Source organism: Aminobacterium colombiense DSM 12261, from assembly GCF_000025885.1.
GTDB lineage: Bacteria > Synergistota > Synergistia > Synergistales > Aminobacteriaceae > Aminobacterium > Aminobacterium colombiense.
Genome location: NC_014011.1, coordinates 1,872,606 through 1,887,358, shown reverse-complemented (window position 1 = coordinate 1,887,358; position 14,753 = coordinate 1,872,606). Strand labels below are relative to the sequence as shown.

Here is a 14,753-nt window from a genome sequence, read left to right as displayed (position 1 = left end):
CTCATGCGAATACTCATTATCAATCCCAATAGCAGTTTAGAAATGACGGAAGCCATTCATAAAAGTGCTTGTGGCTTTGCGAAAGGGGATTTCGAGGTCGTAACTCTTCACATACCCGAGTCCTCCCCATTTGTTGCAACCTATGAAGACCACGCCAGGGCCGCTTCCGGAATGATGAAGATCATTCGGGATAATAACGATGATTTCGATGCTTTTGTCATCGCCTGTCATGGAGATCCGAACCTTGACTTAATGAAAGAGATCTGTGACAAGCCGGTTGTTGGTATCGCAGAGGCATCCATGAAAATGGCCACTATGCTGGGAGACCGTTTTTCTGTCATTTCCCCCGTGGAACGCAATATTCCGAACAAGAGAGTTCTTATAGAAAAGTATCATCTTGAAGGGTACCTTGCTTCTATAAGAGCACCTCAAAAGGAAGATGAGGGGAAAAACGAGGAGCAGCGTCTTATGGGAGCGGCACGGAAGGCCATTGATGAAGATATGGCGGAAGTGATCGTGTTGGGCTGTGCCGGTTTTGCCGGACTTGACAAAAGTATGGAAAAAGAACTTGGTGTTCCAGTGCTTGATGGAGTGGTCTGTGCTCTGATTGTAGCATCAGGTATGGTTCGTTACGGTGTTTCCACAAGCAAAAAACGCCGCTATAATCCGGTGTTTTAATTTTTAGAGAAAATGGAGGGTTTATCATGAAACGGCAGATGTGCAAACTCATTACAGGTCTTCTTTTGGCGCTCTTTGTTGCAGGATCTCACATGGCAGTCGCGGAAGCTAAAACTCTCAGTTTGGGCCATACAGGGCAAGAGGTTAATATCTTCAGCCAGGCATCAGTTAAATTTGCCGAGTACGTTAATGAATACTCCGATGGCAAAATCGAAGTCAAGGTTATGGGAGCCGGGGCTCTGGGAGATAACAGGGAAGGTATTGAACAGCTTCAGCTTGGTGTTACCGATTTTTGGGTAATTTCGACAGGATTGTTGGCGCCTTTTACAAATGCTGTCGCTCTCTACGATCTCCCTTATCTTTTTAAGAGCGCTGAAGCAGGCATTGCTTTCTTTAACAGCGATATCGCTATGGAAATCATTCAGCCCCTTGAAAACAAAGGCATTAAAGGCCTTGGATATATGACCCAGGGATGGCGTCATATCCATAGCAACAAACCTGTTCGGAGCCCTGAGGATTTGGCCGGCATGAAGATACGGACCATGTCCACTCCTATTCACATCGAGCTTTTCAAAGCCCTTGGAGCGAACGCAATTCCTATGGCATTTTCCGAAGTCTTTACATCTCTGCAGCAGGGAATTATTGATGGTGGAGAAAACCCCTTTGAAAATATCAAAGCCCAGGGTTTTGATAAAGTTCAGAAATGCATAACCATGGATGGACACGTTCTTGACCCTATGGTTCTTGTCATTTCCCTGAATACGTGGAATTCCCTGTCTGACAGGGAAAAAGAGGTCATCCAAAATGCGGCCACAGAGGCCTGTAAATGGGACCAGGAACATGTTCTGGCCGCTAACCGCGCAATTATGGAAGAGTTTAAGGCAGCCGGTTCTCCTGAAATTATTGAACTGACAGCAGAAGAGCGTCGGGCCTTCCGCGAAGCTTCACAGCCTATATATGACGCATACCTGCCTGAAATAGGCGAAGACCTTTACAAAAAAGTAGTGGATTTCCAAAAAGATTTTGAAGAGGTTCCGCCACAAAATTAATGGAACTGCAGAGTAAGAAAAGGGTGGGAGGGGCCATGATATCCTCCCGCCCCATGGAAAAGGTTCTCGAGGGGGTAAGGCTGTGAAAGCGCTGAAATTAATTGACAAATATCTGGAAGAAGTCATTACCATTCTTCTTTTTTCCATCATTATCGTTGTGGGGATAGAACAGGTAATAACCCGGTATCTCTTTAGCTTTGTACATTCATGGTCTGAGGAATTGATGAGAGTTTGTTTTGTGCTGCTTTCTCTCGTGGGTTTTTCGCTGTGCGAAAAGAAATTGCAGCATGTGAGGGTTGAAGTTATCAAGCTCATTCTCCCTCCCCGCTTGCTGGTAGCGGCGAATGTTTTTTCCTCAGCGGTTTTTCTTATATTTTGTCTTTTGGTTACCCATTATTCTGTGAAAATTACTGCTATGCAGTTTAAAAGTTCCCAGATTACTGCGGCCATGGGTCTGCCTACGTGGACGTACTTTGTTTTTGGTCCATTCTTTTTCGGTCTGATGGCATTTCGTATTATTCAAAAAGAAATTCTGCCGCTCTTCAGGCCCCAAAAAGAATCCCGGATGATGTAAGGAGGGGCCATAATGCTTCTTTTCTATGTGTTCGGCACAATGTTTCTACTGTTGTTCCTTGGCGTACCTGTAGCTGTTGCTATAGGAGGAAGCTGTCTCGTCTTCACTCCGTGGCTCGTTGGCGGTATAGACAGAGTCATGCTTTTGGTAGGGCAGCGGATGATAACAACGGCAGATTCTTTCACTCTTCTTGCCCTTCCTTTCTTTATTCTTGCGGGGACCCTCATGTCCAATGGAGGCATATCACGAAAATTAACTGATCTTGCAGAAGCCATTTCGGGGGACTACCCGGGCGGCCTTGCGATCTCAGCAGTGGTCGCCTGCATGTTCTTTGCGGCCGTTTCGGGTTCAGGGCCGGCAACTGTGGCGGCTATCGGAGCTATTATGATTCCGGCAATGAACGCCCGCGGATATGATAAAGGGTTTTCCGGCGGCCTTCTTGCCGCAGCCGGCGGCATAGGCGTTCTTATCCCCCCAAGCATACCCATGATTGTTTATGGAGTAGTAAGCGGAGTATCGGTTACGGACATGTTCATCGCGGGAGTCTTTCCTGGCATTCTGGTAGGCATTGTGCTTATCATCGTGGCCGTGACCATTTCAAAAAAACGCAACTATGTCGGGGAGCCGCGTGATGGAGGTTTTGGATGGGTCATGGGCAAAATATGGGATGCAAAATATGCCCTTCTCATGCCAATCATTATTCTTGGCGGCATTTATTCCGGTGTGTTTACTCCCACCGAAGCAGGGGTAGTGGCCGTTGTCTATGCTATAATTCTCGGAGGCGTTACTGGTGGACTTTCCCTTAAAGGTCTTTGCAATGCAATGATCGAAGCGGCGGTTATCACAGCTTCGTGCATTATTCTTATGGGTGCTGCCGGTGCCTTCTCAAAATTCCTTTATATGAAAGATCTGCCAGGTATGATTGCCAATATGATCTTTTCAGTTACCACCAATAAGTTTATTATCATGATTCTTTTTAACATCCTTTTCTTGCTGGGAGGCATGTTTATTGATACTCTTTCAAATATTCTTATTTTTGTCCCTCTTTTGCTTCCCATTGTCAATCAGATTGGTATCGATCCCATCCATTTTGGGATTTTCGTAACGGCGAACCTGGCTTTAGGAATGGTGACACCTCCCATGGGTGTAGACCTCTTTGTTGCCGCAAACATTGTGAAAACACCTTTCGAAAACATCTTGAAGGGAGCCATGCCTTTCATTATTGCGAATTTCGTAGCGGTGTTGATCATTACCTATGTTCCGGCTATTTCTCTTTGGCCTCTCTGGATATTTAAATAACTAAAATCTTATAAGGAGGAAAGCGATATTATGTCAGACATTCGAGGAATTTTTGCCCCAGTGGGAACCACCTTTGATGGTGATGGGAACCTTGATCTTCAGAAATATGAAGAGAACGCCCGGAAATTTAGCCAAACTGGCCTCGCCGGACTGGTTATTCTCGGGAGCAATGGCGAGTTTGTCATGTTAAATATGAAAGAAAAGGTGACGTTGGTCGAAACTGCGAGGAAAGCGGTTTCTTCCTCAATGAAAATTATTGCTGGAACGGGATGCGAGTCTCTCCGCGATACCATAGAACTGACGAAACGGTGCGCCGGGGCCGGTGCGGATGCCGCTCTTGTCATCACGCCGAATTTCTTTAAAAGAGACATGAACCCACAGACTCTTGAAAAGTTCTTCGTTGCTGTGGCTGATGCCTCCCCCATGCCCATTATGCTTTACAACATGCCCGGAAACGCAGGGGTAAATATTCCTTCTTCCCTGTCAATCGCCCTTTCCGATCACCCGAATATTGTGGGGATTAAAGACAGTTCCGGAAATATCGTGCAGATATCAGAAGTTATCGCAAAGACAAGAAATAAGAACTTCTCTGTTTTTGCCGGGTCGGGAAGCTTTCTTCTTCCTACTCTAATGCTTGGCGGTGTTGGGGGAACCCTCGCGGTGGCTAACGTTGTTCCGGAATATTGCGTTGCCATTTACAATGCCTGGAACAAAGGGGAGATTGATAAGGCCCGGGAACTTCAGCTTGGGCTCCTTGAGCTCAATGCTGCTGTCACGGCCCGTTTTGGCATCGGAGGCATGAAGTCCGCTATGGAAATGGCCGGATACTGGGGAGGAAATCCACGTTTGCCAATTCTTCCCGCCACAGAAGAAGTGAAAAATGAAATTCGGAGGATATATGACGAAGCATTAGCCCTTTTCTCCCGTGTCGAAGGGGGAGAGTGTGGTTGCTAACCGTCCAGGAAGGGCGCTTCTTAAAAGAATTTGAAAAACTTGGTGAAATAGGATGGGTTCCTGGAAAAGGTATGGATCGACCAGCCTATTCTGCCTCATATAATGAAGCGAGGGAGTACCTCCACACCCTTATGAACGATGCGGGGATGGAGACCAGAATTGATGGGGTAGGCAATCTCTTTGGCCGATACGATGGAAAAGAGAAAGGCGCGAAGAGCTTTCTCGTCGGATCTCATCTCGATGCTGTTCCTGGCGGGGGGAAATACGATGGTGCCTTGGGAATCTTGGCCGGAATAGAAGTTTCGCGGAGGATTCGAGAAGAGCGCGGGCCTCTTCGTCATCCCCTCGAAGTCGTGGCATTTACGGCCGAAGAGGGCGGCCCCCTTGGCGGAACTTTTGGAAGCAGGGCCTTTACAGGGCTCGTGTCCAGGGATGTACCCAATGATATTTTATCTTCTTTCGGTTTATCTCACGAGGTGATAGAAAAGAGCCGGGGTAAAAAAGAAGATTATCTGGCCTATCTGGAGCTCCATATAGAACAGGGACCAATCCTTTGGCGGCGAAACATTGCCATTGGAATTCCCACAGGTATCGTGGGTATTACTCGCTATAAGATCGATATTTGCGGCCAGGCCAATCATGCAGGAACCACACCAATGGAAGAAAGGCGTGACGCCATGAGATCTGCCTCTCTTCTTTTGGCAAGATGGTTTACGTGGGTAGAGCAACGGCTGCGGGAAAAGAATGATTTTGTCTGTAACGTGGGAGTCTTCTCTCTATTTCCCGGCGGGGCGCCCATTGTCCCGGAAAAAGCGTCTTTCATACTAGAACTCCGTTCCTTGCGGGATGAAGTTGTAGATAAGGTAGCCAAAACCTTCAGATCTTTTCTTGAGGAAATGCCTTCTTGCCGGGGATCCATGGAGCTTATGGTAGAGAAACCAGCTGTAGAACTTGACAGGAACCTTATTTCAGCCATAGAGATAGCTGCTCAGAAGCGCGGGTTTTCTCATCAGCTGATACCCAGTGGGGCATCTCATGATGCCAGTCCCATGGCTCATTTTGTGCCCACAGGCATGATCTTCGTTCCAAGCATTGAAGGGGTCAGTCACTCTAAAGAGGAAGCCACTGCTCCAAAAGATATAATTTGCGGAGCAAACACCCTTCTTGAAACTCTTTTGGAGCTTGATGGCAAAGACTGATATAATCCGGTCCTTAGCGTTGAAGAGGCTTGAAACTACTTGTTTCGGGCCTCTTCAACAAGAGTAATGCCTGCGCTTGATCCAAAGATGGCGGCTCCTGCGTCGAGAAAGGCCTGGATGTGCTCCAGACTTCGAACGCCGCCAGAAACTTTAATTCCCTTTTGACCATGAAGGGCTTTCGCTGCTGTTCGCACTTCCTCTATAGACGTATCTTTTCCTGAAAAACCGGTTCCAGTCTTTATGAAATGGATATTCTCATGATTTAAAGCTATTTTGCATACATGGGTGATTTCTCCATGGGTAAGAAGAGGTGTCTCAATAATAAGTTTAAGCGTTTTTCCCTCCGCAGCCTTGCAAAGCTCTTGCATTTCTTTATCAATTGCGTGCCAGTCTCCAGACTTTATGTAGTTGATGTTGATAACAGCATCAATGTCGGAAAGGGCGGGGCCGAAGCTTTTATATGTTTCAATCTCATGACACTTTAGGGCTGTGGAGATGTACCCCAGGGGAAAGCCCACTACAGCGGAAAAGCGGCATGAGATATTTTCCGAACAAGAATAGCGAAGAGATTCTTCAAGGGCGAATGGCGGAATGACAAGTGTCCTGAAATTGTAAGGCAGGCTCTTTTTAACAAAAGCCAGAATCTCATTAAAAGACGCTGTTTGTTTTAACAATGTGTTATCAATAAGGCTTGCAACAGAACAGTAATCCATTATGATCCCTCCTGACCCTTTTCGTCCCATCCACTATATCATTTTTAGCAAATATTATTCTTTTGACGGGGTCTTCCTGTCCATGTAGAATAAAAAAGCGCCTTTAAGGAAAGGGTAGCCGAGAGGAGGACCTCATGGTTCAAATAGAAAATGGAAATATAGCAGCGGTGCACTATAAGGGCACCTTAGATGATGGCACAGTGTTCGACACATCCGAAGGGCGGGATCCTTTGAAGTTCACTGTGGGGTCTGGCCAGGTGGTGGAGGGGTTTGACAAGGCAGTGTTGGGAATGTCCGCAGGAGAAACGAAGACGGTTACCATCCCGGCAGCCAAGGCCTATGGCGAGTATGACCCCAATTTAACAGCGGAAGTTCCTCCGGAACACATACCAGAAGATTTGAATCCCAAAGCAGGAGAAGTACTGCAGGTCCAGACGCCAGACGGCCATGTGTTCAACGCCCTAGTGGTAGACGTAACAGAGAAAGGAATGGTTCTCGATGCCAACCACCCCCTGGCGGGGAAGGCGCTGACCTTTGAAATAACAGTTGTTGATATTGAAATGTAAAAAATAAAGCCCCCGGTGAAAACGTCGTTCCCTTGGGGTTTTTTCTTTACAAGAAGACCCTACAGCCAGAGGTGAATATTTCCGGGGCTTGAGTCAAAACATTTTCCATTGTAAAGTAAAGACATAAGGTAAAAAGAGGAATATGACTTCCTCAAATCCAGCCACAAGGAGTGATGTGCATATGCTGACGGAGAACATCGTTACGGTGGCCGGGACTCTGCATCACGTCCAGGGGAACAGGGTTCTTCAAAGTAGGTTGGGTGAGTATGTGACCTTCTCGGTAAAACAGGAGACCCCTTGGGAGGATGGGAGCACCCGGCGCGATTTTCTGCTTATGCGGGCGTATGATCCTGAACTGCGATTGTGGATATTGGGCCGGAAGGAGGGCACGCCTGTAAGGGTGGAAGGTGATGTTCGTTCGTCACTTGGCAGCGGTGAAATGTATGTCCTTGTTCGGAAAATAGAAGAAGCATAAGGGAGGGGAACGGTGCCTCCCTTTTTTCGTGGCTTGTCTCCTATTGGCGAAAAAGTTCTGTTCGTGGTATATGTGTTCTCCATACGAAGCCAGTAAAGGGGTTGGAAAAGGCAAAATGATTGAAAATACTGTTAAGATTTCGGGAAGACTACATTTTATTGAGGGTGTACAAGAACAAATCAGCCGTATGGGAAAGTATGTAGCTTTTTCGGTGAGGCAGGACACGCCATGGGAAGACGGGAGCATTCGCCACGATTTTCTTCTAATGCGGGCCTTCGATTCCGATATTAAGGAATGGTTGCGAGACAAAGAAGAAGGAACGCCAGTTCGCATCGAGGGAAAGATACGCTCTTCTGCCGGAAGTGGCGAGATGTATGTTCAAGTGGAGAAGATCGAAAAAATAACAATTTGCTAGGTGCATGCAAAAGAAAACCGAGGGAAGGACCTTCCCTCGGTTTGAGTATGCGGCGTGGTGAGAAAGAAACACAGATCTATCGTATTATTTTTACGAGGGCCTGGAGGGCCTTTTCATAGTCTGGCTCGTGGGTCGCTTCGGGAACTATTTCAATATACCGAATCACGTCATCTTTATCCGCAATGAAAACGGCCCGGGCAAGAAGACGAAGTTCTTTGATTAAAACCCCCCAGTTCATGCCAAAGGATGCATCTCTGTGGTCAGAAAGGGCTACGGCCCTCTCAATTCCCTTCGTCGAGCAAAACCGTTTTATGGCAAAGGGAAGGTCCATGGAGATGTTTAAAACGGCTACATCATCAGGCTGGTTGGCCGCATCTTCATTGAACCAGTGGATCTGCAGGTCGCAAACAGGGGTGTCAAGTGATGGTGTTACAGAAATTACTTTGATTCGCCCCTCAAAGTCTTTTAGTGTCTTAGTAGCCAAGGTTTGGTCCAAGACGGCAAAATCCGGAGCCTTATCGCCTACAGAAAGGCTTTCCCCAATCAGAGTGAGAGGTTTCCCCTTCATAGTAACAATTCCCGTTCTCTCCATATGATCACCTCCAAATAGTTTATGCCGGTATAGGAATCTTATCATATAAAAATTACTGTACTAAGATAAAGTAGTGGCATAAAAAATAAAAAAGTGTAAAATAAAAACCAGGTGAAATAAAAATAACCAAAAAATAACTTAATATACTTTAAATACATGGCGACATGACGCAATATTCAAAGCGGAGGATGGGAAATGATCGTAGCACAACGTATCCCGGTATGGGATATTCCTTGCTGTTCTGGTGTAATAGTTGAAGATGTACTTTCCCCCAGGGGAGCTTTATTAGTTCCTAAAGGGAAGAATCTTTCAAAAATGGGCGATTCCCGTTTTTCCTTTGCTGCGACTCTTGAGTATCAAGGCATTTCTTATGTGACCGTAAAAGAAAGCGTGGATTTTGCCCTTGGAGAAGTGCTTGAGGTTCTCGAAAGCCTCCGGATTCCTTCAGATCCAACAGATTCAGTGTTAGCCCTTCACACTGTTCGTGAAGTTGAACAGATTTTTACTGCCATTGCCGCCGGCGAATCTTCCAAAATGTATTTTGTTCCTCTTTTGCGGGTAGGAAAGCTCTTAGCTCAGTGTATTATTCGCAATCCACGCATTCTTCTTTCCCTTGGCAACGTGAGGGAACAGGACCATTATACCTTTGTCCATTCTTTTAATGTAGCACTTCTTGGCGGGTTTCTAGCCTACCGCCTTTTCCCTGAAAACAGAGAACTGGTTAAGGCGGTGACAACGGGAGGCCTTCTTCATGATCTTGGCAAGGCCAGATTGCCTCTTTCTATTTTGAACAAACCTGGCCGTTTGTCTGAAAAAGAGTTCAAGGAAGTAAAAAAACATCCGGTCTATGGTGCCCAAATAGCCCGGCAGCTTGACATAAAGAACGAGAATATTCTTGCTGTTATCGAGTCTCATCATGAGAGAATGGATGGTACAGGGTATCCTTACGGGCTGAAGGCCGAAGAAATACCCCTTGCCGCCAGAATTGCGGCTGTCGCCGATGTATTCGACGCCCTTACCACAGTTCGTGTTTATAAAGGGTCAGTTCCTTTGCACAAGGCCGTTTCAATTATTCTTGAAGAAGCAGAGTCTCAGTTTGATAAAACTATTGTAGCGGCCTTTCTTGACGCTGTTGGCATGTACCCGCCGGGAACCATGGTTCAGCTGTCAGATAATCGAGTTGGAATGGTGCTGACTTCCGGAGAGAAGAACGCCGCAAAACCGAGAGTGCTTCTTAAAACAGACGAAGAGGGAAACAAATATGAGGAACATGCTATCGTTGACCTTTCTGAAAACCCTCATATATTTATTCATATCGCTCTTGATCACATAGGAAAACGCAAGGATTCCCTACCCATTCAAGGTTTTGATAAACCCTTTGATCTCTCTAAATAATTTAAGATAAGGCAACCGGAAATACTTGCTTTTGTTGGCGTGGAAGGCAGCGTTTCGGGAGTATACCAGCCAGCATCCTCTATTTCCTTGCCATCAATATGAATGACGCCAGATTTCCATTGAGCGGTAAATCCCATCATGAGGGAGTGGGGGAAGGCCCAGGGCTGGCTTCCAAAATATTGAATATGCTCTATCTCCAGACCAACTTCTTCCATAACTTCACGGGCAACGGCTTCTTCAAGCTTCTCTCCGGGTTCAACAAAACCAGCTAAAATGCTATAGCGTCTGGGAGGAAAGTGGGGGCTTCGGGCGAGGAGGAGCTTCCCCTCTTTTTCCACTGCTACCGCAATAACTGGTGATATCCTCGGGTAGATTAGAAAATTGCAGGCCGGACATTCCATGGCACGGTCCACCTTATGTTTCTGCAAGGGGGCGCCGCAACAACTGCAGAAGCGAGTTGTCCGATACCAGTACATTATTTGAAAAGCCTGCCCTGCCACGGCAAAAAGCTCTTCTCCTACTCCTTCATAAAGCCCCCTCAAGGGAACAAAATCCATGGATTGAGGGGCCTGTATGCCCTCTGGAACTTCTGCCCAATGGTGTCCATTCCCTTTTGGGATGCCAACATCTCCCTGACGAATGAAGGGAAGGGTGAAATCGCAGCCTTCAGAAAAGGTCGGTATAGAGAAGAAAGAGTTCTTTTTTACAAGAACCCTATCCTTCTGAAATATAAATAGGAACGACTTGTTTTCATCATTCATTGTTGCTGCTCTTCCTTTCTTGAAATGTCTTCTTTTATTTTATGCCCCACCGAGCCGCGTTTTCCCACGTAGGTATGCGCCAGACTTTACAGTGAAGTTCCCGCAGCTGTTCAGGGTCATTCAATAATTCCATTTTCTCTTTGGATGTGAGTTCCTCTGGTCCTTTCTCCAGCGCCTTTGCCTGGAGGTCTTCCCGTCGTTTGCGGATAGAAGGGGCTGCTATGCGATGGCGAAGAATCAGAGACGTATGGAGGTCAAGAACCTTTGGATCCACTACTGCCCGTACAAATCCCTTTTCCAGCGGAAGGGGAAGAGGAAAGTACGACGATGGCTTTTCCGCATTTTGGTCAATCTTACGGAGCTCCCTTGGTTCATCCGTTTCTTCCGGTGTGATGAGCAAACGGGCCTTCTGAGCCCTTAGCCCCATGGAAACACGGCTGGTCAGGGCCGAAATAGGGATGGATATGGCCATTGGTCCCAGGATAGGCGACATCCACCAGAAGAAAGAGGGATTGAAGATATACAGAATGCTTCCCCAAAGCAAAGCAACAAGAGTTTGATCAATGTGATATTGAAAAGCGTCATTCCAGGTGGTGCCTCGATCGGAACGGGTTTGTGTTCCCCAGCCTGTGGTCCGTCCGGCCAGAGTCATAATAACAAAACGGCTATGGAATGCCATGCGGATAGGAGCAAGAAGGGTAGAAGTAAGGGTCTCCAAAATCATACTGGCCCAGAGATGAAAAGTCCCTCCATAGAGGTGGGCTTTTTTCTCGTGAAAAACAATGTAGGCAACGCTGAGAAATTTAGGCAGAAAGAGAACTATAGCAGTGGAACCTAAGAGCGTAATAGCCCACTGGGGATACCAGACCGGCCATTGAGGAAAGAGGGACACCCCAGCTGAAGGGAAATATTTCGGTTCAATGATTACCTCTGCTACAGCCTCAATAGAGCTTAAGATCAAAAAGACAAGCCATAGCAGGGCAGAGCCGTATGACATGACGCCATTTATAAAAAGCGCTCTGTGAACGGGGAAGAAACCATGGGTAAAGATAAGCCTGAGGTGTTGCAAATTCCCCTGACACCAACGGCGGTCGCGTTTAAGTTCATCAAGCAGGGTGGGTGGTGTTTCCTCATAACTTCCTTTTAGGTCATAGGCGAGCCAGACGCCAAATCCTGCCCGGCGCATAAGAGCAGCTTCTACGAAGTCATGGCTCAAGATCTCTCCCCCCAAGGGCCCCTTTCCAGGTAACCGGGGGAGCTGGCAATGTTCCATAAATGGCACGACCCTTATGATAGCATTGTGCCCCCAGTACTGAGCATCGCCAAGAAGCCAGAAATGAAGTCCAGCGGCAAAGACAGGGCCATAGACCCTGTTGGCGAATTGTTGCACTCTAGAGATGAGGGAATGTCGTTTAACAGCAGAAGGCGGTGTTTGAAGTATCCCCACATTAGAATAAAGCTCCATGGCCTGTACCATTCGGACAAGGGTTTCTCCCGCCATGATACTATCGGCGTCGAAGACGATCATGTAGCGGTAGCTTTTTCCCCATCGTCGGCAAAAATCTGCTACATTGCCGCTTTTCCTTTTCACATTGCTCTTGCGGTGGCGGTAAAAAATCGAACCGAAGGCGTTTTCTTCACGGCAGACCTCATGCCATGCAGTTTCCTCATGAATCCAGATGTCCGGGTCTGTAGTATCGCTAAGAATGAAAATGCGGAACATGTGGTCGAGCTTTGTCTTTCTCAGTTCCTGAAGGGTTGTCCGCACTCCTGCCATGACCCGGTTTACATCTTCATTGTAAATGGGAACAAGAATGGCGGTAAGAGCGTCAGGATCTTCGATATGGAGGGGTTTTCCCTTCAGTGCCTGTGAAAATGAAAAGGGGTCTTTCTGGCGGATTAATACAAAGAAACCGAGCATGGCTGTCCAGAATCCAATAGAAATCCAGGCGAAAAGAATGCCAAAGACCGTCACAAGAGCAGCTTCTACAAAAGTAGTTCCTTTATAAGGAAGAATTCCTGCCATGTATCGGGTTGCCATGATGGTGGGGAGAAGAATACAGGCTAAAAGCAAAATCCTTCTCCAGCTGGCGGCTCGAGTCCATTTTAATTCAACAGGCTTTGTGGTCATAATAGATGTGCCTCGTTTTTTAGCGGGATCGCGACGGACCGAAAAGATTCCGGGCCCATCGCAGAATAAATTTGTTTAAAGCCGTGAGCCAGGGAGTGCGATCAAAGTTTTTCGATACCATTGTGCCTCTGGTCATGGGGGGGACTGAAGAAATATGCTCCCCTTTCGCATTTCGCACGCCAAGGTCGATCTTTTGTTTCACGATGCAGCTTTCAAGAGCATCCATAGCTTCCTCTATACTTGATGCCTCTGATTGTTTGAGGGCATCTAACGCTAATTCCAGCCCTTTAAAAGGCGGAAGATCCATGGCGCGTACATAAAGAAGAATGCGGTCTCTTACCACTTGCCAACTTTCCATTCAGTCTCTCACCCTTTCCTACCTAAGGCCTAAAATCATAGGTCCATATTTCAGTGAGGGGCTCAGGTATGTTTTCACCTTTTTTAAGGAAGGCTGTAAGTTTTACTATAGGTTTTCGGTCAGGAACGATACTCTTCAGCTTTTCTACAGGGACAGCTATTTTGAAACTGAGCCTCCATCCTGTTGTCGCAGGGTTTTTCAGAAGTTGCCGTTCTATAAGAAAGGCATCTCCTTCCACGGTGATGTCGCTGGCCAAGCCGGTTTCGGCCGGTATGGCATTAAGCTCTTTGCCTTCGAAGTCAATAATAAAACGATAGACCCCTTCTTCTTTTTCTGTGACGAGGCGGGTATGGGCAGCTCGGGCAGGCTTGTCTTTATCCATGTGGGGAGTAAGCCATTTCATGCTGTAGGCGAAAGAGAGCTTCCCGTTGGGTTCGGGAACCCAATAGGCTACGATATTGTCGTTTATCTCGCTATCAGAAGGTATTTCAACAAGCTCCACATGCCCTTCCCCCCAATCGTTCTGGGGGGTAATCCACAAGCTTGGACGCTTTTCATAACGTGCTTCAAGGTCGAGATAGTGATCAAAGTTCAAGTCTCTTTGCATCAGACCGAAGCCCTTTACGTCAACGTCTTTATACCGGCTTATGAGCAAGCGGGAGGGGTTTGCAAGAGGACGCCAAATCCATTTCCCCCCGTTGGTTTCCATTAAAAGGCCGTCGGAGTCATGCACCTCGGGTCTGAAATCCCCAGGCCGGCCATTTTCGGTTTCTCCGTAGAAGAACATGCTTGTGGAAGGAGCGATACCTATTTTGTTCATATCCTTACGCTTGAAAATGTTGCATGTAACATCCATTTGCGTCTCTTCTCCCGGCGTGATGGTAAATTTATAGGCCCCTGTGCAGCTTGGGCTATCAAGCAGGGCGTAGACGATTAAAGACGAAGAGCGGGATGTTGGTTTCACAAGCCAGAATTCCTTGAACCAGGGAAACTCTTCTCCGGTAGGAGAGGCAGTGTCAATAGCCATTCCCCTGGCAGAGAGGCCGTATTGCTGATTCTTTGCCACAGCCCTGAAGTAGCTGGCGCCAAGAAAAACAGCCACTTCATCATCATAGCCTGGCCTGTTGATAGGAAAATGTATTCTAAAACCAGCGAACCCAAGATTTGGCGGAAGCTTTTTAAGATCTATTTGATTCTGACCGTAATCGAACAGGTCTGTAGAAAAAGGAAACTGTACAGCCTTTCCTTTATCTACGATATTAATTTGGACTGCCCGGTCATAAAACATGCCAAGATGGAAAAATTGAAGGGAAAAAGGAAGTTTCTCCTCTTTCCAAAGGGCCTTTTCAGGGCGGAACCGAATATCGCGCCACTGATCATAGCTTAATTCCATGAGGAGTTTAGGTACGGAGCCCCTGGGATCTTCAAAAGGCCTTAAAGCCAGGCCTTCTGCCTTGTGGTTTACGAAGGCAAGTCCAACCTCTTCCTGAACGGCGCAAAAAAGAGGTATAGGAACGGTAAGAATGTTGATGAGAAGTGTCAGTGATACGAGATATCTCTTTGGGTGAGACAAAAATCTCCTCAGGAACATGTA

General features: G+C 46.9%; 16 protein-coding genes. 10 read left to right on the top strand and 6 right to left on the bottom strand.

From position 1 onward, the window contains the following. Positions 1 to 3 precede the first annotated feature (3 nt). The 6 genes from AMICO_RS09330 (at position 4) to AMICO_RS09305 (ending at position 5,753) form a co-directional block, all read left to right on the top strand. Positions 4 to 678, top strand: coding sequence for an aspartate/glutamate racemase family protein (locus tag AMICO_RS09330; protein WP_013049208.1), 675 nt, complete (start codon positions 4 to 6; stop codon positions 676 to 678). A gap of 26 nt (positions 679 to 704) precedes the next feature. Further along, positions 705 to 1,727 (top strand): TRAP transporter substrate-binding protein, encoded by a 1,023-nt coding sequence (locus AMICO_RS09325; protein ID WP_013049207.1) that lies wholly within the window; start codon positions 705 to 707, stop codon positions 1,725 to 1,727. Positions 1,728 to 1,809: 82 nt separating this feature from the next. Then, positions 1,810 to 2,301 (top strand): TRAP transporter small permease, encoded by a 492-nt coding sequence (locus AMICO_RS09320; RefSeq protein ID WP_013049206.1) that lies wholly within the window; start codon positions 1,810 to 1,812, stop codon positions 2,299 to 2,301. 12 nt (positions 2,302 to 2,313) lie between these two features. Further along, positions 2,314 to 3,600, top strand: coding sequence for a TRAP transporter large permease (locus AMICO_RS09315; RefSeq protein ID WP_013049205.1), 1,287 nt, complete (start codon positions 2,314 to 2,316; stop codon positions 3,598 to 3,600). Positions 3,601 to 3,630: 30 nt separating this feature from the next. Beyond that, positions 3,631 to 4,554, top strand: a complete 924-nt coding sequence (locus AMICO_RS09310) for a dihydrodipicolinate synthase family protein (protein ID WP_013049204.1) — start codon at positions 3,631 to 3,633, stop codon at positions 4,552 to 4,554. Then, entirely contained in the window at positions 4,548 to 5,753 is a 1,206-nt protein-coding gene (locus AMICO_RS09305) for a M20 family metallo-hydrolase (RefSeq protein ID WP_013049203.1), read from the top strand. The genes AMICO_RS09310 and AMICO_RS09305 overlap by 7 nt, the downstream gene beginning before the upstream one ends. A gap of 35 nt (positions 5,754 to 5,788) precedes the next feature. Here AMICO_RS09305 and deoC read toward each other — a convergent pair whose 3' ends face one another. Continuing rightward, the gene (deoC, locus tag AMICO_RS09300; protein WP_013049202.1) at positions 5,789 to 6,466 is read right to left on the bottom strand and encodes a deoxyribose-phosphate aldolase; all 678 of its coding nucleotides are present in this window, start codon (positions 6,464 to 6,466) and stop codon (positions 5,789 to 5,791) included. A gap of 134 nt (positions 6,467 to 6,600) precedes the next feature. On the opposite strand from deoC, the gene AMICO_RS09295 reads away from it, so the two are divergent. The 3 genes from AMICO_RS09295 (at position 6,601) to AMICO_RS09285 (ending at position 7,922) form a co-directional block, all read left to right on the top strand. Continuing rightward, positions 6,601 to 7,032: an FKBP-type peptidyl-prolyl cis-trans isomerase gene (locus AMICO_RS09295; protein ID WP_013049201.1), complete on the top strand. Its 432-nt coding sequence runs from the start codon at positions 6,601 to 6,603 to the stop codon at positions 7,030 to 7,032. Positions 7,033 to 7,213: 181 nt separating this feature from the next. Beyond that, complete coding sequence (locus AMICO_RS09290) at positions 7,214 to 7,507, top strand: hypothetical protein (protein ID WP_013049200.1); 294 nt, start codon at positions 7,214 to 7,216, stop codon at positions 7,505 to 7,507. A gap of 28 nt (positions 7,508 to 7,535) precedes the next feature. Then, complete coding sequence (locus AMICO_RS09285) at positions 7,536 to 7,922, top strand: OB-fold nucleic acid binding domain-containing protein (protein WP_052292820.1); 387 nt, start codon at positions 7,536 to 7,538, stop codon at positions 7,920 to 7,922. 76 nt (positions 7,923 to 7,998) lie between these two features. Here the strand turns inward: AMICO_RS09285 and tpx are convergent, their stop codons facing one another. Next, positions 7,999 to 8,514 (bottom strand): thiol peroxidase, encoded by a 516-nt coding sequence (gene tpx, locus AMICO_RS09280; protein ID WP_013049198.1) that lies wholly within the window; start codon positions 8,512 to 8,514, stop codon positions 7,999 to 8,001. A 195-nt stretch (positions 8,515 to 8,709) separates the two neighbouring features. On the opposite strand from tpx, the gene AMICO_RS09995 reads away from it, so the two are divergent. Continuing rightward, a complete protein-coding gene (locus tag AMICO_RS09995; RefSeq protein ID WP_013049197.1) occupies positions 8,710 to 9,909 on the top strand; it encodes an HD-GYP domain-containing protein in 1,200 nt (399 codons plus the stop codon). Here AMICO_RS09995 and nudC read toward each other — a convergent pair. Genes nudC through AMICO_RS09255 form a run of 4 tightly spaced genes read right to left on the bottom strand, consistent with a single transcriptional unit; the run spans position 9,873 to position 14,750 of the window. Next, a complete protein-coding gene (nudC, locus tag AMICO_RS09270) occupies positions 9,873 to 10,670 on the bottom strand; it encodes an NAD(+) diphosphatase (RefSeq protein WP_013049196.1) in 798 nt (265 codons plus the stop codon). The two genes, AMICO_RS09995 and nudC, sit on opposite strands and share 37 nt — an antisense overlap. Positions 10,671 to 10,704: 34 nt before the next feature. Further along, positions 10,705 to 12,801 (bottom strand): glucans biosynthesis glucosyltransferase MdoH, encoded by a 2,097-nt coding sequence (gene mdoH, locus AMICO_RS09265; protein WP_013049195.1) that lies wholly within the window; start codon positions 12,799 to 12,801, stop codon positions 10,705 to 10,707. Between the two features lie 19 nt (positions 12,802 to 12,820). Beyond that, positions 12,821 to 13,159, bottom strand: coding sequence for a hypothetical protein (locus AMICO_RS09260; protein WP_013049194.1), 339 nt, complete (start codon positions 13,157 to 13,159; stop codon positions 12,821 to 12,823). A gap of 22 nt (positions 13,160 to 13,181) precedes the next feature. Continuing rightward, positions 13,182 to 14,750: a glucan biosynthesis protein G gene (locus tag AMICO_RS09255; protein WP_148211363.1), complete on the bottom strand. Its 1,569-nt coding sequence runs from the start codon at positions 14,748 to 14,750 to the stop codon at positions 13,182 to 13,184. Positions 14,751 to 14,753: the final 3 nt, after the last annotated feature.

What these genes read in the sequence shown, in the direction of transcription:
- AMICO_RS09290 (WP_013049200.1), top strand. Translation starts at nt 7,214, where the DNA reads ATGCTGACGGAGAACATCGTTACGGTGGCCGGGACTCTGCATCACGTC.
- AMICO_RS09315 (WP_013049205.1), top strand. Translation starts at nt 2,314, where the DNA reads ATGCTTCTTTTCTATGTGTTCGGCACAATGTTTCTACTGTTGTTCCTT.
- AMICO_RS09310 (WP_013049204.1), top strand. Translation starts at nt 3,631, where the DNA reads ATGTCAGACATTCGAGGAATTTTTGCCCCAGTGGGAACCACCTTTGAT.
- deoC (WP_013049202.1), bottom strand. Translation starts at nt 6,466, where the DNA reads ATGGATTACTGTTCTGTTGCAAGCCTTATTGATAACACATTGTTAAAA.
- AMICO_RS09995 (WP_013049197.1), top strand. Translation starts at nt 8,710, where the DNA reads ATGATCGTAGCACAACGTATCCCGGTATGGGATATTCCTTGCTGTTCT.
- AMICO_RS09295 (WP_013049201.1), top strand. Translation starts at nt 6,601, where the DNA reads ATGGTTCAAATAGAAAATGGAAATATAGCAGCGGTGCACTATAAGGGC.
- AMICO_RS09260 (WP_013049194.1), bottom strand. Translation starts at nt 13,159, where the DNA reads ATGGAAAGTTGGCAAGTGGTAAGAGACCGCATTCTTCTTTATGTACGC.
- AMICO_RS09255 (WP_148211363.1), bottom strand. Translation starts at nt 14,750, where the DNA reads ATGTTCCTGAGGAGATTTTTGTCTCACCCAAAGAGATATCTCGTATCA.
- mdoH (WP_013049195.1), bottom strand. Translation starts at nt 12,801, where the DNA reads ATGACCACAAAGCCTGTTGAATTAAAATGGACTCGAGCCGCCAGCTGG.
- nudC (WP_013049196.1), bottom strand. Translation starts at nt 10,670, where the DNA reads ATGAATGATGAAAACAAGTCGTTCCTATTTATATTTCAGAAGGATAGG.
- tpx (WP_013049198.1), bottom strand. Translation starts at nt 8,514, where the DNA reads ATGGAGAGAACGGGAATTGTTACTATGAAGGGGAAACCTCTCACTCTG.
- AMICO_RS09330 (WP_013049208.1), top strand. Translation starts at nt 4, where the DNA reads ATGCGAATACTCATTATCAATCCCAATAGCAGTTTAGAAATGACGGAA.
- AMICO_RS09325 (WP_013049207.1), top strand. Translation starts at nt 705, where the DNA reads ATGAAACGGCAGATGTGCAAACTCATTACAGGTCTTCTTTTGGCGCTC.